General features: G+C 29.9%; 22 protein-coding genes and 1 tRNA gene. 7 read left to right on the top strand and 16 right to left on the bottom strand.

What is annotated here, in order from left to right; all coding sequences use genetic code 11:
- Window positions 1-60 precede the first annotated feature (60 nt).
- Window positions 61-453 (bottom strand): START-like domain-containing protein, encoded by a 393-nt coding sequence (locus tag M4I23_RS13145; RefSeq protein WP_158850419.1) that lies wholly within the window; start codon window positions 451-453, stop codon window positions 61-63.
- Window positions 454-583: 130 nt separating this feature from the next.
- Here M4I23_RS13145 and M4I23_RS13140 point away from each other — a divergent pair.
- The 4 genes from M4I23_RS13140 to M4I23_RS13125 all read left to right on the top strand — a co-directional run bounded on the left by M4I23_RS13140 (window position 584) and on the right by M4I23_RS13125 (window position 3,272).
- Window positions 584-657, top strand: a tRNA-Met gene (locus M4I23_RS13140).
- Between the two features lie 54 nt (window positions 658-711).
- Window positions 712-2,070, top strand: a complete 1,359-nt coding sequence (locus tag M4I23_RS13135) for a tyrosine-type recombinase/integrase (protein WP_249754725.1) — start codon at window positions 712-714, stop codon at window positions 2,068-2,070.
- 5 nt (window positions 2,071-2,075) lie between these two features.
- Entirely contained in the window at window positions 2,076-2,741 is a 666-nt protein-coding gene (locus tag M4I23_RS13130; RefSeq protein WP_249754724.1) for a hypothetical protein, read from the top strand.
- An 87-nt stretch (window positions 2,742-2,828) separates the two neighbouring features.
- The gene (locus M4I23_RS13125) at window positions 2,829-3,272 is read left to right on the top strand and encodes a hypothetical protein (RefSeq protein WP_249754723.1); all 444 of its coding nucleotides are present in this window, start codon (window positions 2,829-2,831) and stop codon (window positions 3,270-3,272) included.
- 8 nt (window positions 3,273-3,280) lie between these two features.
- On the opposite strand, the gene M4I23_RS13120 is transcribed toward M4I23_RS13125, so the two are convergent.
- From M4I23_RS13120 to M4I23_RS13090, 7 genes are all read right to left on the bottom strand, one after another.
- Window positions 3,281-3,982 (bottom strand): WG repeat-containing protein, encoded by a 702-nt coding sequence (locus M4I23_RS13120; RefSeq protein WP_249754722.1) that lies wholly within the window; start codon window positions 3,980-3,982, stop codon window positions 3,281-3,283.
- Window positions 3,979-5,757 (bottom strand): carbamoyltransferase C-terminal domain-containing protein, encoded by a 1,779-nt coding sequence (locus M4I23_RS13115; RefSeq protein ID WP_249754721.1) that lies wholly within the window; start codon window positions 5,755-5,757, stop codon window positions 3,979-3,981. Before M4I23_RS13115 ends, M4I23_RS13120 begins: the two co-directional genes overlap by 4 nt.
- Entirely contained in the window at window positions 5,747-6,721 is a 975-nt protein-coding gene (locus M4I23_RS13110; protein ID WP_249754720.1) for an acetylserotonin O-methyltransferase, read from the bottom strand. The genes M4I23_RS13115 and M4I23_RS13110 overlap by 11 nt, the downstream gene beginning before the upstream one ends.
- On the bottom strand, window positions 6,714-8,135 hold the full coding sequence (locus M4I23_RS13105) for a tyrosine-protein phosphatase (RefSeq protein WP_249754719.1): 1,422 nt from the start codon (window positions 8,133-8,135) through the stop codon (window positions 6,714-6,716). Before M4I23_RS13105 ends, M4I23_RS13110 begins: the two co-directional genes overlap by 8 nt.
- On the bottom strand, window positions 8,135-10,435 hold the full coding sequence (locus M4I23_RS13100) for a glycosyltransferase (RefSeq protein WP_249754718.1): 2,301 nt from the start codon (window positions 10,433-10,435) through the stop codon (window positions 8,135-8,137). The genes M4I23_RS13105 and M4I23_RS13100 overlap by 1 nt, the downstream gene beginning before the upstream one ends.
- Window positions 10,436-10,536: 101 nt before the next feature.
- Entirely contained in the window at window positions 10,537-10,827 is a 291-nt protein-coding gene (locus M4I23_RS13095) for a DUF4258 domain-containing protein (RefSeq protein ID WP_249754717.1), read from the bottom strand.
- A 59-nt stretch (window positions 10,828-10,886) separates the two neighbouring features.
- The gene (locus tag M4I23_RS13090) at window positions 10,887-11,030 is read right to left on the bottom strand and encodes a hypothetical protein (protein WP_249754716.1); all 144 of its coding nucleotides are present in this window, start codon (window positions 11,028-11,030) and stop codon (window positions 10,887-10,889) included.
- A gap of 93 nt (window positions 11,031-11,123) precedes the next feature.
- Between M4I23_RS13090 and M4I23_RS13085 the strand changes: the two genes are divergently transcribed.
- A complete protein-coding gene (locus M4I23_RS13085; protein ID WP_249754715.1) occupies window positions 11,124-12,053 on the top strand; it encodes a sigma 54-interacting transcriptional regulator in 930 nt (309 codons plus the stop codon).
- 152 nt (window positions 12,054-12,205) lie between these two features.
- On the opposite strand, the gene M4I23_RS13080 is transcribed toward M4I23_RS13085, so the two are convergent.
- The 3 genes from M4I23_RS13080 to M4I23_RS13070 all read right to left on the bottom strand — a co-directional run bounded on the left by M4I23_RS13080 (window position 12,206) and on the right by M4I23_RS13070 (window position 14,124).
- Window positions 12,206-12,499 (bottom strand): hypothetical protein, encoded by a 294-nt coding sequence (locus tag M4I23_RS13080; protein ID WP_159020625.1) that lies wholly within the window; start codon window positions 12,497-12,499, stop codon window positions 12,206-12,208.
- Complete coding sequence (locus tag M4I23_RS13075) at window positions 12,496-13,920, bottom strand: viperin family antiviral radical SAM protein (RefSeq protein WP_249754714.1); 1,425 nt, start codon at window positions 13,918-13,920, stop codon at window positions 12,496-12,498. Before M4I23_RS13075 ends, M4I23_RS13080 begins: the two co-directional genes overlap by 4 nt.
- Before the next feature lie 63 nt (window positions 13,921-13,983).
- Entirely contained in the window at window positions 13,984-14,124 is a 141-nt protein-coding gene (locus tag M4I23_RS13070; protein ID WP_249754713.1) for a hypothetical protein, read from the bottom strand.
- 183 nt (window positions 14,125-14,307) lie between these two features.
- On the opposite strand from M4I23_RS13070, the gene M4I23_RS13065 reads away from it, so the two are divergent.
- Window positions 14,308-15,369, top strand: a complete 1,062-nt coding sequence (locus M4I23_RS13065; protein WP_249754712.1) for a hypothetical protein — start codon at window positions 14,308-14,310, stop codon at window positions 15,367-15,369.
- On the top strand, window positions 15,370-16,125 hold the full coding sequence (locus M4I23_RS13060) for a LytTR family DNA-binding domain-containing protein (protein ID WP_249754711.1): 756 nt from the start codon (window positions 15,370-15,372) through the stop codon (window positions 16,123-16,125).
- Between the two features lie 99 nt (window positions 16,126-16,224).
- Here the strand turns inward: M4I23_RS13060 and M4I23_RS13055 are convergent, their stop codons facing one another.
- The 5 genes from M4I23_RS13055 to M4I23_RS13035 form a co-directional block, all read right to left on the bottom strand.
- Window positions 16,225-17,133, bottom strand: coding sequence for a phospholipase D family protein (locus tag M4I23_RS13055; protein ID WP_249754710.1), 909 nt, complete (start codon window positions 17,131-17,133; stop codon window positions 16,225-16,227).
- Between the two features lie 55 nt (window positions 17,134-17,188).
- A complete protein-coding gene (locus M4I23_RS13050; protein ID WP_249754709.1) occupies window positions 17,189-18,433 on the bottom strand; it encodes an McrC family protein in 1,245 nt (414 codons plus the stop codon).
- The gene (locus M4I23_RS13045; protein WP_249754708.1) at window positions 18,434-20,404 is read right to left on the bottom strand and encodes an AAA family ATPase; all 1,971 of its coding nucleotides are present in this window, start codon (window positions 20,402-20,404) and stop codon (window positions 18,434-18,436) included.
- A 67-nt stretch (window positions 20,405-20,471) separates the two neighbouring features.
- On the bottom strand, window positions 20,472-22,898 hold the full coding sequence (locus M4I23_RS13040) for a UvrD-helicase domain-containing protein (protein WP_249754707.1): 2,427 nt from the start codon (window positions 22,896-22,898) through the stop codon (window positions 20,472-20,474).
- 123 nt (window positions 22,899-23,021) lie between these two features.
- Window positions 23,022-23,420 (bottom strand): hypothetical protein, encoded by a 399-nt coding sequence (locus M4I23_RS13035; protein WP_249754706.1) that lies wholly within the window; start codon window positions 23,418-23,420, stop codon window positions 23,022-23,024.
- Between the last annotated feature and the right edge of the window lie 55 nt (window positions 23,421-23,475).

Below are 23,475 nucleotides of genomic sequence, written 5' to 3'. Positions count from 1 at the left end.
ATCCCATTTTCATTTATTGTGAAAACGGGACAAATATAATCGAAATTATACTTTTTTATATTATGATGAGCCTAATACTTGCTTTAAACTAGAAATTTGATTAGACCAAAGCATCTTAGATTCTTCTACTTCATCGTCTTCAGCATAATCGGTAATCATTAAAGATACGTCTTTGGTTATTTCATCTACTTCAATTCTAATTTCAAAATAATACGAATTACCTTCTTCGTCATCTTCCAACCATCTGAACTTAACACGTTCTCCACTTTTTTTATTTAATAGTTTTGCTTGTTCTTCACTATCATCCCAAATAAAAGTAAACATATCACCTCTTAAGTTTACGTTGTCTGAAAACCACTCTGATAATCCAGAAGGTGTTGATATATATTGATATAATAGTTGTGGTGATGCTTGTATAGGAAACTCTATACTATATTTAACTTTCTCGTCCATATATGATTTAATCTTTATGTTGACAATATATACATTAATTAAGAAGTACCACAGAAAATTTTAATAATATTTTTTCAAGTATTGTTTGTGTAATCTAATAATGTTTATATATTTGCACCCTTGAAAATATGGCGAGGTAGCTCAGCTGGTTAGAGCGTCGGATTCATAACTCGGAGGTCATGGGATCGTGCCCCATTCTCGCTACAATATTTAATCAATTCAAAACAAACGGTTTAGTTCACTCTAAACCGTTTTTTTATGCTTTATACAAACGAATTCATTACATTTGAACACGAAAATGAACACGACTTAGAACACACTTTGGCACACAAAAAGGATTTTTCAGTTCCCAAAATTTACAATGCAAACGGAAATTTAGCAAAACGATGGTATGTCTATTTTTCTTTTAGAGACCCTAAAACAGGACGACTAAAACGCATGAAAAATATTTATGGCACTGCTAATTCTCACAAAAACAAAGAAGATAGACTCGCGCTTCTCACTCGATATAGAAGAAGAGTTCTTAAACTACTTCAAGAAGGTTATAATCCCTATATCGATAATACAGAATTTCATAAAAATAGACTTGCTAAAAAAAGTGAAATTCCAGCTCCTGTAGAACAACCCAAAATTGTTCCTGTTGATAAGCCTCTACCTACGGAAGTGAATATTGAAGCTCCACAACCTCTTAAACAAAAGCAAAAAGAAAAAGTAGCGGATAAAATGACTATTCGTGAGGCTTTTGATTTTAGTTTAGAGCTAAAAGCTAAAGTAATTAATGAAAGATCGCTTCAGGATTACTCCTACTCTACCAATGCGGTTGTAAAATGGCTGAAGGAAAATAAACCAAAAATTAAAACCATAGATCAATTCTCTAAAAAAATAGCTCTAGAGTTTTTAAATTCTGTTTTATTAAAAACAAGCTCTCGAAATAGAAATAACTACAGACTAAATTTGAGCAGTTTAATGCAAACATTGGAAGACAATGAAATTATAGACTCTAACCCTATTAGAAAAATACCTGTACTTAAAAGTACGCCTACCAGAAATAAAACTTACACTACCCAACAACAAGAAAACATATTTAGTTATCTTGAAAAAGAAGATCCTATACTTCTGTTATATATAAAGTTTATTTCTTATAATTTATTAAGACCTGTAGAAGTATGTAGGCTTAAAATAAAGGATTTTGACTTAAAAAATAACACTATCCAGTTTAAAGCTAAAAATAGTCCTTTAAAAACGAAATTAATTCCTAAAATACTTCTAAAAGAACTTCCTGATTTATCAAAACTCAATACTGAAAACTTTCTTTTTACTCCCATAAAAATTGGTGGTGCATGGGATGCCTCAGAAAATAATAGAAGAGATCATTTTTCAAAACGATTTAAGACCGTTGTTAAAAAACATTTTAAATTAGATGAAAATCATGCTTTATATAGTTTTAGACATACTTTTATAACCAAGCTTTATCGGGCTTTACTTGAAAACTCATCGCCGCATGCTGCTAAAAGTGAACTTATGGGCATTACTGGTCATGCATCTATGGATGCTCTTGAAAAATATCTAAGGGATATCGATGCTGAACTACCAAATGATTATTCTGATTTACTTTAATAAATATGGATATTTTTACAACGATAAAAGATAATTTACTTCGACACTATGCCATTTATATACCAGAGATTGCTTTTTCTAAAATTAAAGGAACAATTTACGAGGGCCTATTACCTAAAGAAGCTGCAAACACTTTATTCTATATCTTCAGTACAAAAGAACCCTTTGTAGATATTAATGATGTTTCAATAATTACACTTTTAAGTAAGTCGGACATATTGGAAGGTAATATATTTAAATTATTTGAGGCTAAAAAAGCCTTAGGACCAGAACATTTTCAGGTGTTACTTGACAAGTACAAAGAACATGTAGAAGGTCATCTGTTTATGATTAAATGGATGTATCTTAATATGAATAGAACTTTCGAAAACTTAGATATTAGTATCACCAATATGTTTAAACTTCAAGCCGAGCAATTTCAAAAACATAGTACTGAACTAAACAACCATTTTAAAATTCAGCCAAATAATGTTCCAAATAAAACCATAGTGCTTTTAGAACAATTAAAAGAAACCTATACTAGTGCTGAATTAAAAATCACTAATCCTGATCCTGTAAAAACCTTACCCGTTAGCAAAAGTGCAAAACCAGTAAAAAAACAAAAACTAGAATTTAATGATGATGACATTGATAGGTTTTTATTAAGCTCGGTTTTTAATGTTGATCTCTAAATTTTTGACCGCAAAATTAGTTTAAAAGTGATAAAAAACATTAATTTAGCGTCAAACGAACGTTCGTTTGACGCTAAATTTAAAAAAATGGAATTTTATACCTGCGAGTATTGCTATAAAGAATTTAATCCCAAACGTCGTCGTGTGCAAAAATATTGCAGTAATACTTGTCGATCTAAAGCACATCATGCAAGAAAGAAAACAGAAAATAAACTTGCTACAAATCCTGATAAAGAAACTAAAATAGAAGTCGCAACCACGCCTGTTTTACCAAAAAAAACTAAAGTAGAAGCCATGAGTTTATCTGGTACAGGAAATGCAGCAGCAGGTAGTTTGCTAGCAGATGGTTTAAAATCTATGCTAACTCCAATAGAAAACAAAGCTGCTACTAAAGGTGATTTGGAAAACCTCAAAAAGCAGCTTCTTAATCGTTATTTCAAAATCAATAATTTAGCTCCTAGACATGATGGCGCTCTACCCTATTTTGATATAGATACTGGAGATGTTTTTTATTCTTTTTTTAACTTATAGTATTAGCTTTAGATTTCCAAAATAACCGCACCCTTTTCATTAATGATTTGTTTTGTCCCTTCGAAAGTATCTACTATAGCAAAGCCATTATAAAAAGGTTCCATCATAGCATACCTTTCTTTATATAGTTCCTTTCCTTTTTTATCAATATGGTGCCAACCATTTTCATCTTTTGCTATTGCATAGTTTTTATGAAAAACACCTAAGTCTAAAAACGCTTTATCATTTAGAAAACCCCCATTTTTATCTATATGCTTATAGAACCCATTTAATTGTTTTACGCATGCATAACCATCTTTAAAATCACCAACAAATTTGTATTTTGAATCATAGATAGGGCTCCCATCTAAATCTATATGAAAATAATGATTATTTAAATCTCTAACAGAACATATGCTTTCTTGATAATTACCTGACCAAGCATAGCTTTCACTGTACAAGCGTTCTCCTTTTTCGTTAATATGAAACCATAAGTCATTATTTATTACACTTGCTCGATTAAAATAAAAACCGAATACTCGATCATAACGCTCTTTGTAAACTTCAACACCATTTACATCAATATGATACCAACCGGATACATCTTTAACTGGCGCTATTCCGGGACTATGAAATTTTAAAACGGCATTGTACTCTTTATTAAAAAGTTGCTTGTTAGCATAAGTGAAGTATGTTCCACTTTTTGACACTTTTATTTCTTTATATTTCATTTTCTTAATATTAAAAAATCATTTAAAACCAATACATCAATAGAATTTTGTTTTAAAATTTTTAATGCCTCTTTTGGTGTATTTACAATTGGTTCTTCGTGAATATTAAAACTAGTATTAATCACCATTGGAATCCCTGTTAACTCATAATAATTTTTGATAATATTATAAAAACGAGAATTATCAGCATACCTCACTACTTGTGGCCTTGCGGTATCATCAATATGAACAGTAGCAGGAGCTAATCGTTTATGTTTTTCTGTTACTTTGAAAGTCATAGTCATAAATTGAGCTGTAACGTTATTTACATCCCATTTTTCATACATATCCTTTGCATGTTCTTCCAATACTGCAGGAGCAAATGGCATAAATTCAGTTCTATTAAGTCTCTTGTTTAAACTAGTATTTATATCTTTATTTGTTGGTGCAGCAAGTATTGACCTATTTCCTAGAGATCTTGGACCGTATTCCATTCTTCCATTGAAGTGCGCTATTATTTTTCCTTTTGAAATTAGTTTAGCTATTTCTTTTTCAATATTTTCTGGTAACTTATAATCAATATTTTCTTCTTCTAAAATTAGCCGTATTTCTTTATTTGTATACTTTTTTCCAAGATTTACAGTTTCTAATTTTTTCGGATGAAAATCAGTTTTTAACGTATAATATTCGGTGTAGAGTGCTGCTCCAACAGAAAGCCCACTATCATTCATTGCCGGAAAGACAAATACATTATCAACACAATCTAGTTCTTGTATTTTTTGATTCAATTTCACATTTGCAAATACACCTCCAGCTAGAACGACATTTTTTATTTTTGTTTGTTTAACAGTATTACATATATGCTGTAAGACAACATCCTCTAATCTCTTTTGAACAGCATAAGCTATATCTTCCTTTGAAAATCCTTTTAAAGGCAATCTAAAGCTTAACAACTGTTTTTCTTTCTGTGCTAAATATGCTGCTTCGTTAAAAGAGTTTCCTCCTGTATTTGAGTTAAACCCATTTTGCCACTTTTTTGAAATGTAATCATTAATTTCAAAAGCGACATGTTTAGAAAAAAAGTCTGACTTTTTAGTATCATATTCTATAAACTCTTCAAAAATTGATTCTAACTTTTTATTTGGCTTTCCATAAGCAGCAAGCCCTGTTACTTTACCTTCATGCCTACCACTAATAAACCCGAGGATTTCAGTTATTATCATATAAAATAACCCTGGCGAATAAAACCCATTTAATCGCTTTAAAACTTTTATTTTTCCTGAATCACCAATTGCTGTTATACCTGACATGGAAAAATCACCCATACCATCAATAGTAATTATTGTAGCACATTTCCATGGAGACGTGTGGTAAGCAGAAGAAGCGTGAGCAACATGATGCTCTACATACACTTTCTTAGCATGTTTTAAATTATCAGGTAAGCACCTTTTTAAATCCGTTAACCTATATGTTTCTTTTAAATAATTATTCAAAAAAACTCCTGATTCAAAATAAGTACGCATGGCATACTTTGTTACTGCTTTAAATTGCCACAACGGACTTTTATCAGGCATTGCTACGATATCTATCTCAGAAGCTTTTATTCCACCAATTTTAAAGACATCACTTAATGCATCTACAGGAAATCTACCTTCGTTTTTATTTCTTGTATAACGCTCTTCATCAACTGCTGCAATTATTTCTCCATTTTTCACAATACAAACCCCAGAGTTATGCATCTCTCTTTTACTCTTTGATGAAAAACCATGAATACCAAGTATGTATTTATTTTTCATTTTTTACTGCTACAATTAAGTGTTGAAAATCATTAATTTTTTTAGTTTCTAAAATTGAAAAATCCGCATTTGAAAGCAGGGTTTTATATTCTGCTAAATTTCTTTCAAAACTTTTAGTAATGACATGCATATTTAAAGACAATAAAGCCGCTTCATCTTTAATTTTATCCGTTAAGTTTTCAATAACATACAAAGTCCCATTATGAGGGAGTGCATTATAGGCGTTTTCTAAAATCAGCAACGCTTTTTCGTCATCCCAATCATGCAGTACTCTAGATAACAATATAGACTCGCACAAATTAGGTATAGTAGCAAAAAAATCTCCTGAAACAAGATTTACATCTTCACTAGTTTTACATTTTTCTAAAACCAACTCTAAATCGAACAAATAACAATTCAATTCAGGGTTCTCTTTCTTTATTATTGATATTGCAGCTCCATAACCACCACCAACATCCATCAAACTATCATGCCTACTAAAATCGAAAACATCTGCTATGTTTTTATAATCATCCTTAGCGTATGCAAACATAGCTTTATGATAATTATCTAACTTTTCTTCATCATTATTTAAAAAGTCGAAGTAATTCATTTCGTATTTATTTTCGAAGAAACTATTACCCGATTTAAGTGATATATCTAAATCACTCCATGCCTCCAAGTGATCACCTGACCAATTCAAACAAGCATACTTTAGGCTCTCTGAATGTTTATCTGTCAATAAAATAGACAAACTATTTAATACATACTTATCTTCAATTCTATCTAAAAAATCAATACTCACTAAACCTTTTAACAACAATTCCATATTTTCTTCCGGAACAGCTAATAATTTTGATATCTGATTTTTTGTTTTTCCTGTTTCCTCCAAAACATCAAACAGATTTAATTTACAAGCTGCATTTACAGCCATATATTTCCAGTGCTCGGTGAAAAAGGATTTTAAAAATGCTCTATTATTCATGTAACAACTTTCTTTTTAAATTACCAATTTGTATTTCCGTTAAACCACAAGACATTAAATATTTTATAATACCTCCTTCTTTTTCAACAACATTTAATGCTATTTTTAATTTATCTAAAGACACATCCATTTCACTAGTTAAATAATCGGTATTTAGATTTTCTCTTGGCGATTCTAAAAGAAGATGTAATAACGAAAAAACAATACCTGTTCTATCTTTTCCTGCGTGGCAGTGAATAGCAATTGCACCCGTTTCTTCATCCAAAATGGTTTCAAATGTTTTCTTTATAGCATCTTTACAACCCATAGCAAAAAATCGATACGCAATCTCGTGATTAGAACCTTCGTTATGCTTTTCCTTAAACCATTCTGGTTGGTCCCAAGGATCAAATTGTGCTTTAACATATTTGACCTGATTTAATATTTCATCAGAATAAGAAATGGCATCCACTTCTCTATCTGCTCTTAAATCAATTATTGTTTTTATGTTATTCTCATTTAGTAGTACATTTAATTCTTCCGTATTCTGAAATAAAGCCAATGCAGATGTTCTATAAATTAATTGATTTTTAATTTTAGGATTAAACGCATTTGCATCTCTAAAATTCCAAAAGAAGTCTCGCTTATAAACCCATTCACAAAATTCTTTCAATTCCTCATATTTATTTTGGGACACCAATTTTTCTATTGCACTATAAAAGAAGTCTAATAATGCTCTTTTTCTTGTATTCGCTTCCGGAAGAAAAGTGGTTCCATTTAATTTAGGAAAACTTGCTTGTTCTTCTGCTGAAAGCTCACTCGTCATAAGATTTTTAGGAAGGAAATAATATGCTTTTTTTCCTTTAGCCAAATAGTTTAACTGAATAGCAACATGAAAAGCAATATTATAGAAATAGTAAAACTGATACCCATCACTCCTAGCGTGTTTAGAAGAACAACTCTCAAACTCATAAACAAACTTATCGATTAAATGATCCACATCTAAAGTGTCCAGATCTTTTTTATCGTCAATAAGTTGTTTTAAATACAATGCTATTTGTGTTCTACCCTTGTCTTTTTCATACAAAACGATATACTTTAGACTTCTTATTTCCGACCCTAAAAAGTCGCGCTTAATAGCTTCTATATTATAACACAAACCAAACTCTAACTTTGGCAGTTCCTTGAAATAAATAACAACTTTATTCCTTAGTTTAATGTAGTGTAAACTACGTACCGTTTCATTAAATTCATTCTCTATAATCTTTATAAAGTACTGTACGTTAAAATTTTCATTAACGATAAGCTTTATATCTAAATCTGAATTTCCTAAAGCTTCTTTCCTAGCATAAGAACCATATAACAATGCAACCTCTACATTATCTATTCGAGGTAAAATATTCTTTACGCTTACTATTGTATGTATATGTTTCATTAAGCTACAGGTTTACGCATTACACAAGTTTTACAAACATCTTTAGTCTTATAGTTATGCACTAAATCTGTATAACGCTCACTTTTTAAAACGTCTTGAATGGATTCTGTTTTTATATTTCCAAAATCACCTAAAGACTGCCTTAAATTATCTGGCGCACAACAAGGTGATATTTTACCAGTTGCAGATATCCATAATTCTTGCTCTAAAAAAGGACATTCATAATCTTCAGGAACTTCTTTAATTTCATTATCTTCTATTGGAATAATGTTTTCTAATAATAATTTCTCTCCATTTGGTTTTCTAAACATCTCTGCTGTTACATGCGCTTCTTTAACATAAGTATTCCATTGCTTTACACTACTTGGAGTTGCTTTCATGGACAATTCCTTAATTTCATCAAAATGATCCCAAAGCTGATGCCCTTTTACTCTATCTACGCCTAATGACGCTGCTAGTTTTATAATAGCAACCAATTCATGCATATTATTTTGCATAAAGGTTAATTGCAACGTTACACGACAGAAATAACCACTTTCTATTAAATACTTATCTCTATAAGCTACAAACTCTTTTACATTAGCAATTGCTTTTTCAAAGTCCAAACCATGCATCACTTCTTTAGAAGTTTCTGCTGTAGCACCGTTCCAACTTATTTTAACATCTGTAGTGTTTGGCACAATTAACTTAGCCCAATCCAAAACACTCTTTTTTGGAAATGTTCCATTTGTAGTTAGGTTAATTTTTATATCATGTTGTTTCGCTAAATCAAAAATCTGGTCGAATTGTTTATACAATAAAGGCTCTCCCATTGTAGATGGTATAATTTCCTTTACTCCCAAAGTAGATGCTTGTTCAAAAATTTGTTGAACGGTTTTAAAATCCATGCGTCTACGCTTAACACCTGTTTCTTTATATAGCGTATCTATAAAGTTACTATACGGACTATGCTCTTCGCACATGATACATTTTAGATTACAATCTTCAGGATTGGTATCTATAGTGACTCTCCAAAATTTACTAGCTTTAGTATATTGCTTATATATATTTACTAATTCATTACAATGCTCAACAATATCTGGTACGCCTCCATCTTTCGAAAACAGATACCCTTTACCTCCATACGTTTTCATTTTGTCTGGATTAGACACTGCAAAATTTAGTTGTTCTGCTAAGGCATCCACATCTCTATGTTTAAATAATAGTCCGTTTACTTGATGTTGCACATATTCTTTCATACCTCCAAAATCGGCAGTAATCACAGGGATTTTACAAGCTTGTGCTTCATGAATAACTAAAGGTGAATTTTCTCCCCAAATAGAAGGCACCACAATACAATCTACATGTGCAAAAACATCATTAGCCAAATTATGGTTTATGTATTCCCCCATAAACTCCACTTTATTTTCTGAAATTGCTGCCAACGCTTTTAAAGCCGCTGTACTTTGCCCATTTTCTCTTCCATAAATTCTCAAAACTGCTGGTGTTTTTACTTCTTTAAAAGCTTGAATTAACTGGTCTATTCCTTTTGCCGGAATATGAGTTCCTATATATCCAAACGTGAAGACCTCTTTTGTTTTTACTTTCTCTGTTTGCGTTAAATAATGCGTTGGAAAACCGTAGTCTAAATAGGTGATTTTTGATTTAGGTAAACCAAAATCAGAAACAAATCTTTCCTCAAGATATTTAGAAGGTGCAATAAACAAATCTACTTTATCAATTATCGCTTTGGTTTCTTGCATTCTTCGGTTTACCCAATTGCTCCAATTATTAATATCGGTTTGCTCCTCCTCTTTGTTACCACTAAAATAGACTTGGTAACAACTTGTAGCACACTTCTTGTCCTCTTGACCAGAACAAAGCATCGTGTTATTCTCTTTGCCAATACTTCTCGTTAAAAACTGCCCTCTTGGACACATTAACCAAAAATCATGTAATGTAAAAACGATAGGAATTTCTAATGCATTTAAAACATCTATTAAGCCTGTAGACAAATGATTTAAATGGCCAAAATGTGCTATATCTGGCTTTAATTCTTCTACTAGGTTTTTAAAATTATCATCTATTACTGCATGTCTATATCCATCTTTACCATTAGGATTATTAACAAAATAGAGATTTAAATTTTCACTTGCTTGTTCGTGACGAATTTCAAAATCTGGAGCATAAGGGTTTTGCTCTCTTGTAAAAATAGAAACGCTATGATCTTTTGATAATTGATTGCATATGGATTGACTATAAACTTCCGATCCTGCATTATAATGTGGTGGATAGCCATGAATTATTTTTAATATGTGCATTTACTCTATATTCTTTTTAAAAGTTGAAAAATAGCATTATTTGTAGTTCTTTTCGAATAAAACCAAAATAATAGCGTTCATTTTACTTATTTACAATTGTTCTAATTTGTGATTCCTGTATCTCCAAATTTTGCAAAAACAGTTATTAATACATCCCCTTTAGCAACAACAGTAAAACTTGTTACCCAAAGAATATCTTTCGCTAACATATAACCTTGATCTATAGCCTGCAAAATACCTTCTTTAGAAAGCGTGTACTCTACTTTAGATCTTCCAACAGGTTTCATATCTCCTTTAACAAGACACATAGAAACCAAAAATGGATCTATTTGTCGCTGGATTAATCTTTCTTCAAAATGGGGTGTCAACTTGTAATTAAGAATGTTTTTCATTTTATGAAGTTTTAAATTTTAATCTCGTCTTTAACTAAAAGGCGAGATTTAATTAATAATTACTTTTTAGAGTTTTTCGCTGCTGCACTTTGTGCTTTTGCAGCAAAACTTCCTTTTGCTACATTTCCTGAATTTGATGTTTTTGCAGTACTACTTTGAATTCTTGAAGCTGCTGTTCTTGTCATTGGTTTTGATTTACTCATCATTTTTGGTTTTAATTATTATTATTTCCTACAAAGAAATCAAATACATGTATATTTGAAACATATACGCAATAACAAACAAATAAATACGCGATGTTAAACAAAATATCAAATATTATAAAAAACGAAACCAAACAAAGAAAAGATGCTATTATTAAATTAAACTCTTATTTAACTAATCCCGGAAGGTTTTCTATTCTAATTTTAGGATCCAGAGGTACGGGGAAAGCACATTGGCTAAAAGAAATTCAAAGTTTACACAAAGAAGATGACAAGAATTTAGATGAACTAGTATTTATTTCTGCTTTTAACACTAATAAATACAATGAAGCCGATTGGATTAATCTATTTAAATCTTCCAATAATGGCTTATTAGTAATTTCAGATATAGAGGAACTTAATAAAGAAAGTCAAGGTTTGTTATTTAATGGAATTTCTACTGGGCAAGGAGGAATGTTTGGTTTTAAAGAAAAGAAATTTAAAATAAGAATTGCATTTACATCAACAAAAGACATTACTACACTACGTGATAATGAAACCTTTTTAACACATAAGTTCTTCGATAGAATTTGCCAATTTGCTGTAAAAATGCCTACTTTTCAAGAAGCTAATATATTTATATGGGAAGATTTTCAAAAATCTTGGGATAAAATGAGTTTTCAAAATCACAATGAATACCCTGAAGACCTTAAAATCTGGCTAAAAAAACTAGAAAGCCCTTTGTATGGTAATTTTAGAGACTTAGACAAACTTGCTATTAATTGGCATAATTATAGACTTTTAGGTAAAAAAGAAGATAAAATTCTAGCTTTAGTGAGAGAAGACTTTTTTAATTATTACCATTACCCAGAACATAAAACAGACATCAATAGTACATTTGAAATATCTAAAAGCTGTGACTGGGATGGCAATCTTAAAAAATTTAGATTATTTTATAAAAATTATATTAAAAACAAATACGGAACCCTTAGAAAAGGAGAAAAAGAATCTAAAATGAGTTATAGAACTATGGAAAAATGGTGATTTATGATACTAGCCTAAAAACTATAACAGTTCAAAATAGCGCCTCTGAAGCAAATTCATTAAAAAATTATTTCAAGTACTTAAGGACATCATCCCAATTTTGATAATTTCTACCTCCAAAATAATTTATTGACACAATCTTTTTCATAATTTTAAATTTCACTGATTATTAAATAATTTTGTTCTCTATTTCCTGCATAATACTCTTGAAACTCACAATAAAAGCAAGTGATTAAAGTGTTATTATCTATTTTAATAAACAACTCCTTATTTACTTTAATATTTATCTTTTTCAATACCCTTCGGCTAATTATGAGAAGCGTATTACTTTTATTTGTTCCTACATTTTTCAATAACTGACTTATTACTTTATCGTTTACTGTTCTATCCCACTGTCTATGGTTAAAATGGTCTGTTTTACGGAAACCTACTATATAATTTCTCATAGTTTTGAGTCCTCCTTTCTTAAATCTTGATTATTGTTTTCCCAATTATAAACACCTCCTCTTTCTAAAAACTTACCTAAATCATAATCCATTGTTTTAATAGCTTCTTTTACACCTACTTCCAAAATAGGTTTACTATAATTATGTGTTCCTTGTGCATTGTCAAAAAAGCGTCCTGCTGGATCAACCATTACATAACTTCCTTTAATTTCGTCATTAGACTCTGGTACTATTGTTTTTACATCTATATGTGTTTTCAAAAAATAGTTGTACTCTTCTGTCGTAATTTTAAACTCATCAATTTTAGCATCATTTTGTCCAACTATTGGTAATACTTGTAATACTTTCCAACGTTGTGGTTTAGCGTAATCAATAAACGTTGTTAAGTTCTCTTTATAGTTTACTTTATTAACCACAGTGTTAATCTTTAAGCCATAACCATGCTTTTTAATATTATCCACTAAATCATAATAAAATACTTTACTTAATGGGCTTTTTCCTGTAATTGCTCTACCTATTTTAATATTATTTTCATCTTCTAAACTATCTATACTTACCGCAATCCAATCTAAGTAGGCTGCGTTATCTTTCAAGAAATCATTATCTAACTCACTACCATTGGTTACAATCATAGTAGTCATACCCAATTGCTTTGCTTTCTTAATTAAATTTGGTAACCATTTACATAATATAGGCTCTCCTCCTGCAAACGTTATTTTTTTAAATCCTGCTGCCGCAATATTTTCAACAACTTTTAAAGCGTCCGCTTCTGGTAAATGCCCTTTTGGCGCATGGTCTTTTACTACATCATCAAAAGTTGCAAAACAAAACTTACAACGCATATTGCATGCTTTCCATAAGTGAAAATTGATACTTGGTATTGCTATTACAGCATTACACTCTTGATAATGTTTAATTATTTTCTGCGAAACTTCTTTGGGGGTAAAATCATCTGTATTTATAACTAAATCATAATTATTATCGTTTGTAAAATCAACATTATAGCGCTCTAAAAAACGTGTTTTCATAGATTCGTTTCTTAACTTAATCGCTTCTGGACTTGCTACCTCATCTTCTCTATTAGCTAAACTTATTCTTTCAGATGCCTTTTGATCAGATGCTTTTAATAGTACATTAAAAGCATTTTCAATAAAATGGAACCCAAGTCTATAATCAATCACTATACTTTCTTTGCTATTACATTCTTTTTGAAATTTCTCATCAATTAGATTGTCTAATTCTGGATGATTATTACAATGTTTTTGAAATTGATTAATTGTCATTCCATAATTCTCTTTTGCAAATAATCTGGAGTAATTTCCAACAGATATAAATTCATAATTTAATTGGTCTTCAATAAGTTTTCCAACTGTAGATTTTCCTGTTCCAGCAAATCCACTTAACGTTATTTTATTTTTCATGTATTTAGATTTAGGGGTTAATAAAGACTCGTCTATATTGTAAAGACGAGTCTTTGTTTTTAATTACTTTTTAGTATTCTGGTTTGGGTTTAACTGTTTACCTCTATTCCCATTCATTTTACTATTAGCATTGTTACTGCCTGAAGTTCCTCGATTAGGATTTGCTTGGTTTGCTTTGTTACTGTTGTTTTGTGAATTTTTCATAATTTTTACTTTTAATTAAGCGTTGTAATACACAACACCTTTCTTTCGTTAATCAAAAATCACTATTTCTTAAATTATTTTTTTTGATTTGGGATATACCTGCTATATTTGGGATAAACATGCCGTTTTTGTGAAAATGACATGCCCCAAACCAATTACTTTAACCTACCTACTTATTTATACATGAATGACTATATTAAAAACTTAGCATTAAGAAATAAAATTGAAGATTTGCACTTCTATGGAGCAATCCTTCTTGTTCTACTACTACTAGTAATTATTAGAAATTGGTATAATCTTTACAAAAAGCGTTCGTTTAGAAAAAAAAACAAAAAAAACAAACAGCAACTACAACAACAGAATAAGCAACTTAAAGATGTGCTTAAAAGTCTTGATAATCATAATGAAGACTTGAAGAGATTAACTTTTCTTAAAGAAGAACTGAAAAGTAAAGATTCTCGAATACTTTATCTAAAGCAGGATCTTGAAGATTTTAAGAATAACTTCTACTCTACTTTAAATAAAAAAGACATCGAAATAGCTAAACAAAAGGAAAAAAGCAATCATCAACAAAGAGCTTACGAACGTTTTGTTAATTACAAAAACGTAGAAGCCAATAACACCAGGCTTGGTGCGCATTTTATAAAGAATGTTATTAGTCAGATTTATGAAGACATTGAACAAACAGATAATAGTTATAAATCTTTTTTAGGCATTAATTATAAGGTTGGAAAAAGCAACAACAAATTACCTCCAATAAAAGCCTTAAAAAACATCTTTAAACTATTAGATTATAACGTATCTGCTTTAAACAAAGAAAATACATCTTTAGAAGAAGAACTAGAACATATCACTATGTTTTTAGACCTGATTAAATACCTTAAACCAAATACTAACATACAATTTGATAATAGTTTAAAACAAGAACAAAAAGAAAATATAAAAATCAAACCTACTTTGTTTTTCCCTTTTGTTGAAAACGCATTAAAACATGGTAGTTTAAACAATACAGACTCTTTTATTAGTATCGTTTTAAAAGAGAATAAAAACAAGCAACTAAGTTATTGTCTAGTTAACAGTGCTGAACAAAGATTAGATTACGAAAACAAAATCGTTGAATCTTCAAATTTTGGACTAAATGCTTTACAACAATTACTAAATGCATACTACCCAAATAGTAAGTTAGAGCACAAAACATTACCAAACAATCAATATTTTTCAGAACTAACCTTAAGCCTAAATTAAATGATACGCTATATACTAGTCGATGATAATACTAATACTTTAGCACGTGTTAAGAATAAAATTGATAAACTACCAAAAGAGTATGAATTAAAACATATTCAGAGTTATGATAGCTCTAAAAAGGCCTATGAAGACATAAACAAAGACGACTACGATTTACTTATTGTAGATTTTGAAATGCCTATGTATAATGGTATTGAATTAGCACAAGAAATCGCAACTAATAAAAAAATTATTTTTTTAACGTCTACAACAAAGAATGAAAAAAAAGTAATCAATAGCCTGGATATTTCAGGTTTTTTAAACAAACCTTTTGATATTAATGAGTTTGAAAATATTCTTAAGAGGAAAATAATTGGTAAAATTAATCCATCGCCTAAACAACTTAAAAACGATTTAATTACGCTAGAAATTGGGGCTAATAAAGATATTCGGTTTAAACCAGAACGCGTCTTTTATATTAGCTCTAGTGTTAATAAAACTTCGGATAAATTACCTCTTAAAAACTGTGTTCATATTTATGGGGAAAATGATGAAATCTTATATAAGGACGTTCGATTAAGTATTAAAGATCTGGAAAAGAAACTAGACGATTATAACTTTAAAAAAATTAGTCAAAGTACCATTATCAATCTTTCACATCTTAAAGTAAGGGATAATACTAATATCAGTTTATATAATGTTCAACGAACTTTTGAAGTTAAAGCAACCGAAAAAACAGGCCTAATTAATAAGTTGAGAGCAATATTTAATTAATAAGTTGTATTTAATAAACTAAATAGTTTTATAAATAAAACTTATTGAAGTTTATGAAACTTACTTTGCAAAAAAATAAGCCTACCAACTAAAATATCTTTATTTATTAGTTAGCTTTCTATATTTTTCAATTATACCAGATATACCTTCATAATATTTTTTATCCTTATTGGTATCATCACTCCAATCAAAAGTAAAATCTCTGTACAATAATAATTCCTGATGAGGATCATTCCAATAGTACTTGAACCCGTCAAACTCATACTCATTATATACATTTACCCAAGTGTTATATAGCTTGATTAGTTCTTCTTGGTCTAACTTAAATTTTATAGCTATTCTTTTATCTTCAAAAATAACATCTACCTTGTCAAAATAATTATCACATTTTGCAAACCATACCTTACTATTAATTTCAAAAGGTTTAAACTTCTTATTCAAAAAAGATTTATTCAATCTATTGCATAAATCTCTAGCCAAATCTTCTTCCGTTTTAATAATACCTATTTCAAAAGATCTTTCTCTAGCTTTATCACTAGATTTCTCTAAACTTGCACCATTAATAATCTCACGGATTTCGTGTATACAATCATCAAAAACTTCTTTTTCATCACTATAAATTTCAAACCCCTTTTCATCATCTTCAATATCAAATCGATGCATTAACATTCCCATTTCCCTATTATTTTTCTCTGAATATTCATAAAGATTCATAGAACCGACAATAAGTAAATCTCCATTATAATAACACTTACAATGCACATTAGGATGATGCAATAAGTTTATATTTTTAAGTGCTAAGAGCTTGCTTTTCTCATAGTCTGACAATTTATTCTCTCTGTAGACTAAAGTTATTTCCACTCCATTAGAATCTGCTTTATTTAAAGCCTTTAGGACATTTTCAGATGTCTGAATATATGGAACTATTAAAATCAACTCTTCTTCACTTTTCTCGATTAATTTAGGAATCCAATGATTTAATTTCGGGGTATTTAAAAACAATGCCATTATTTACTTCTTTTATTCTCTTTTGAATTTATTACTAAATCTTCTTTAATTTGATTCATCCTTCCAAGAGTTTTATAATTTTATTTCCAATATTTTTATTAAGCTCATTATTTTGATCCAAAACAGAAACAAACCCCATTTTACATTGATGATTTATACCAAATGCTTCATCATTTTCATGTTTTGAATAATCGTCTGTGAGATAAGATTTAAATTTATTTTCAGTATAATCACCAGGATATAAAAGCATAGCTTTTTCTGCATCCCAAAAACGACAATAGGTATACATCTGTCGCAAATCACCTACTGAAGCCGAACTTCTATTAGGTCGTTTCCATTTAGTATCTATAATTAGTGTCTTTTCTCCTTGTCGCAATACAATATCTGGACGCAAACTATTACTACCCCAAAAGGATTTCGATTCTTGCCCTGAAACTTTAATATCAGTTCCTACACAAACCTTTTGCAATTGCTTTAAAATATAAGTTTCCCACAATTCATTCATATTAAATAATAGTGACAACATTTTTTCTTTTCCACTTGAAATATCTGGTGAATAGTTAAGAATAATTAATCTAGCCAACTCTAAAGCAGCATTATAACTACTAGATTTTCTATTTAACTGAATATCATTAAGCTCCTTTGCTGTAATAGTTTTAGCAGCTACTTCTGGAAAATTTAATTGTACTCTATTTGCTAAATCTTGTAACCGTGATCCATTAGTAAACTGAATGACTATTGTTAGAGCATTCTGCAATACTTGATGTAAAAAATGATTACTATCGTACACTTGATGCGTTGTATAAAAACGCTCTTTATGAACTATGTTTTTTCTAATATGTCCTGCAAATTCTAATTTACCTTTTAATGCTTTAGAATTTTGAGTTTGTTTTCTGTATTGTTTTATTAAACCTTTTCTAACCAAAGCTTCAACTTCTAATAAATACAATTCAAAATAAACCTCTAATAAATTAAGATGTTGCCTTTTTACATGTGCTGCTCCTGAAGACTCTACTTTAAGCTTTCCACAAGCTTGTAACATTTTAAGCAAAACACCTTTCCATTTATTATCATCGTCATATTTATCTGCTTTTGGATTAATTTCAATAGTTAAACCATCTACTTGAATAACCCCAACGTATTGATTAAACTTTACACCTTTTGCTATGGGCTCAAAATAATTACCATCATGATATTCATTAAGTTTTAAAAGTGCATCTAAGTGGAATTGTTTAAAACCTTGCTCACCAATATTAAGCCGTTGATGCTCGAAAACGGATATGTTATTACGTTTTTTCAATTATTTAGCATCTTTTTCTTTTTCACCTAATAATGCCGCTACCGCATCTTCAACTGTTAATTCATTAACTAGTTTTAGTTGGTAACTTGGTATTTTATAATCGTTAGCATTTTCATATTCAAAGTTTGCAAAATCTACTTTATCATTCTTTAATTTTTCAACAAAGCCCTTTCCTAAAACCAAACCTATTTTACCGTAATCACCATAAAAATACTCTTGTAATAATGGCACTATTCTATTGTTAAAAACATTTGCTAATTCCTCCGAGTTATCGACACCTACAAAATACGAATGCCCTATAGCATGATCTCTATCTATTAATAATTCTATACGTTTGTTTATGGTTTTTAATACTTCATATAGTTTAATATTACCAACTTTTTCATTTTCTATCACAGTATAATCTGGCATCATTTCTTTAAACTCAAAACGACGTCTTAATGCAGTATCTAATGCCTCTACGGATCTGTCTGCAGTATTCATCGTGCCGTAAATATCTAAGTTTGAAGGTACACTAAAATCATTTTTAGAATATGGTAACTTAATACTTAACTCATTTTTAGCTCCACTTCGTTTATCGGTTTCGATAAGCGTTATTAGCTCACCAAAAATTGCAGAAACATTTCCTCTATTAATTTCATCTATAAAAATAGCATATCTATTTTCAGGATCATTTTTAGCCTTTGCACACAATTTTTTAAAAACACCATCTTCAATCGTGTATCCTAAATCTTTAGTTTCTTCTTCTGTTTCAGGAAAAACAGGTTTAATCCCTTCTATAAAATCTTCGTAAGCAAAAGATTGATGAAAAGTAACAAAGTCGTAATTTTTTATAACAGTTTCATTATTACTTTTAAAATTGCTAACCTCATCTATTACATCATATATTTCAGGAACCTGCTCTTTTGTTTCTTCTTCAAGTAACTGCCACATTTTATCATTATTTTTATCAAAAATTAACGGGTTTTGACGTTGTTTATATGCTACATTTTCAGAAGAAGTTATAGTATGCATTTGTAATGTTCCCCATATTGTAGCTCTAACATTTTTAGATTCTGATAACGATGCTTTCGTTTTTACCCATCTATTTTCAAGAATGTCATTTACTTTTGATGTTCCATTTTCAATAAGTGCTATTGCTACCACTTGCCACCAAGTTAAATTCGTTATTTTATTTTCAAAAAACTTTTCTTTGGTGATCGCATTTTCTCTAAGCGTATAACTATCAAATAATTGATCTTTTAAATAAAACGTTTTCCCTGTTCCTGGAGGACCATAAAGAATCTGGTTTAACGGTTTTAAAGATTTTTTTATTGGTTTATTATTAGAAATATTAACAGATTCATTATTTATGCTTCCTTGTTTTCCATATTTATCAAACCTTACTAAAAGTTTTGCTTTCATATCTGCAAATACATCTTTAGTAATTCTATGGGCTTCAAATTCAGGACTTACTTTTTTCTCTTCTTCTATTTGTCTATTTATAATGGGTATTAGTTTTAACAAATCGTCCTCAACATCTACTAACATTTCGTCTAAATTAGTATAATTCACTTTTTTAGGTTTCGTCCTTATAGTAAACATTTTATTAGAAGCATCGCTTACACTAAATGTTCCTACATTTTCTTTTATCGACTCTTCTAAAGCTTTTAAAACATTTAAAACGGACTTATTTTGTTTATCTCCGGGAGCGTTTGTTTGGGTAAATTTAAAATCATAACTATATCTAAGGTAATCTTTAGATAACTTAAAAACTAAACCAATACAATCACTTGATGAACCTGCGAAACCAACTGGTATACTCCAAAAAGTAACGGCAAAATATCGAGATTTTTCTGTTCCTATAAAATAATCTAATTCAGATCCTTTAGATCCATTTTGCCTTAAAGAAAATGTGAAATTGGGATCTTGTTTATTTTTATTACTTAACCAATTATAAACTCCTTTCTCGTAATCTTTATAATCTATCATTAATTTTTAGTTTCTTATAAGTCTTTATTTTCTTGTAGCATATGTACATTATTGAATTGTATAATTTTCACCTTTTCTCTAAATTCAACTCTATTAATCTAGATTTTATACCTCCTTTACTTCTTCCAAAAATATCACACAGTTCTGGTATACTAAATTTGTTGTAACTCATAGTTAATATGCTATCCTCCTCCCTAGTCCAAGATTCATAAGCTCTAGCATTTGTCTCTCTTGCTTTGGTAACTATTGCATCTAATGGCTCCTTATACTTTAACGGAATTAAAGCAACCTTCTTTTTTGTTAAATCAAATTCATTCAACTTTGGAATATTTTCTATAGCAATACTTTTCTCTATAGACTTACCACATTCAGGACAAAACTTGAAGTGCTCTTCAAGTATTGCCTCACATTTAGTACAAATTGGTATTTTAATTTCTATTCCCGTTTGTAAACTTTCTTCTACATGAATTAAATCCTTTGGAATGTCTTTAACAAATTCTGATACACAACCTTTTTGAGACATCAAGTATAAATGACTTTTTGCACGTGTTAATGCTACATAAAACAAGCGTCTTTCTTCCTCTAAAAGCGTATCGAATTCTGTCTTTTTAATAACATGATAAATTTTATCCTGCATCCAAGGGTCTGGAAAACCTCCAGGTGCCGAGTTTAGTCCTAATACAAACACCACTTTTGCTTCTAAGCCTTTTGCACCATGAATGGTTTTAAATTGAACTTTAACACCGCTTTTAAATAGTTTTTCTTGAAGCTCCTTCTTCATAGCAGTACGTCTAAAAAGCACCAAAATATCTTCGGCATTTATACCTTCTTCTAAATGTTTTTGTATTTTTTCATATATAAAACTTTCTGTTTCTCCTTCAACCTCGGCATAGTTCACTTCTATTTTTGCACCTCCTTTTTTAACAGCCGAAATGTTTTTTGGAACCTGAAATTTGTTCTTTTTTATTATTTCGTTTGATGCTTTTACAATATGATCGGTACTTCTATAATTTAGATTTAAGGTTATAATTTCAGGTTGTTTAAAATGTTCTTTAAAATTGACTATGTAATCTATTTCCGAACCTCTAAACCCATAAATACTTTGCCAATCATCGCCAACACAAAATAGTTGAGACTCTTGGTTTACTAAATATTTTAAAAACTCTACTTGTTTGTTATTTACATCCTGAAACTCATCTACCATTAAGTATTTAAATTGGTTTTGGTACCTCTGTCTAACCGTTGGTTGTTCTTTAAACAGTTTTAATGCATACTCAATTAAACCATCAAAATCTAAATACGATTTATTAGTGCAATAGGCATCATATTCTTTTATGATTGGAATGGCTACTTGATAAAATAAACGCACACGCTCGTGTTTACTTTTTGAAGCCTGATCAGCAATATCCTCAATACTTTTATTTGAGTTTCTTATTTGCGCCTTAACATCTAATACCGATCTGTAAAACTTATTAAGCTCCTTCTTAAAACAGGCAAATTCTTCATGGTAATGCAATACAGTTGCAGACGACAAATCTGTAGAAATTCTGCCTTTAATAACGTTGTCTAGTACTTGATTAAAAACTGCTGAATTATGCGTCGCCTTGTCAAAAGTTTTTACGCATGGAATTCCAGCACTTTTAAACTCCATTTCCTTATAAAACGTTGGGTAACTCAAATTGCTAACATGTTCGACATACAAATTAGCCGAAGGAATAAAAAAATCGGGATGAAAATTTTTATGCTCTATTTGTACATTAGGTTCGTATTGGTAATCGATATTATTACGAAACAACCAATCTGCAATAAATTGTTCTGATTTGGAGCGTACTTTATCTCCTTTTAAGGTTGTAAAAAACTTACCTTCCGGACGAAATTCTCCTTTATCAACATCCTTATGAATATAATCTACAAAATAATCTAATATGTAACGCTTTAAATCGATTAAAAACATCTTGTTTTTAGACAACTCGATGGTTACTTTTTGGATAATTTCAGATTCAGTTTCTGGCGCTGTATTGCCTATATATTCGGAAGCATCTTCATTAGTTTTAGGAACGATTTTAAACTTGTTATCGAACACGTGCACACCATCATTACGCATAATTTGGTAACATAAACTATGAAATGTCTTCATGGTTATTTGATTTAACCATGCGTATTTTTGAAGCATTTTTTTGCGTTCTTCTCCAAGCTGTTTTTGAGTGATTCCTGTGGTTTCTGTAAACTGTTTATAATAGCCCGTTTTATCTGCCGATAAAATCATACGGTCTATCATTTCGTTAGCCGCATTTTTAGTAAATGTTATAGCAAGAATACTGCTAGAGTCTGCTTGTTCGTCGTTTATTAAATAGTTAATTTTTTGAAGTAAAGTGTTTGTTTTACCAGAACCTGCTCCTGCAAGTACTAGAACACGTTTTTTGTTTGATAAAACCGCTTTTCGTTGTTGGTCGTTTAATGCACTTAGGTTTGTGCGAGTGGTTAATTCGTTCATGTAAGTCTATTTGGGTTAATGTTTTTGATTTGTTAGGTGAAATTAGTTTTGGTTGTTATATTTTTCCATGCTATTTAATATAAATTTGATTTAGTTGTTTAAAGGTTTTAATTATTCAAATTATTATCTCACGATCAATCTTTCATTCCAAAGTGCCAAAACAACATCCATTTGAGAATTATGTTCTTTCTCTCCGATACTTAATTCTTCTCTGACTTTATTCCACAATTCGTTTTTAGATAAGTTTGAATCTAAAGCTAATAGTTCAACTGCCTTTATAGCATATTTTTTATTTAAGTTTTCCCTTTTTCTTTTAAAATAAGAAACTGGTTTTATTCCTTTTACCAAACCTGCTTCGCATAAACCTAAAAACGCATTTTTAGGACAACCTTTAATTTTAGCACTTTTAGATTCAAAATCTTTGACAGCAATTCCCCAAGACTCTACTGGGTTGCCACCCATTAAAGTAGCTTCTTTAGCTGCTAAACCATATTTATTATAATTTGATATTTTCTCTTTCATTTTTATTTTATTTTACCGATAAAGGACGTCTACATATTTGCTCTAAAAATGAACA

The organism is Algibacter sp. L4_22, from assembly GCF_023473045.1.
Classification (GTDB): Bacteria; Bacteroidota; Bacteroidia; order Flavobacteriales; family Flavobacteriaceae; genus Algibacter.
Note: the sequence above shows the minus strand (reverse complement) of the source record. Positions and strands in the feature narration are given on the sequence as shown.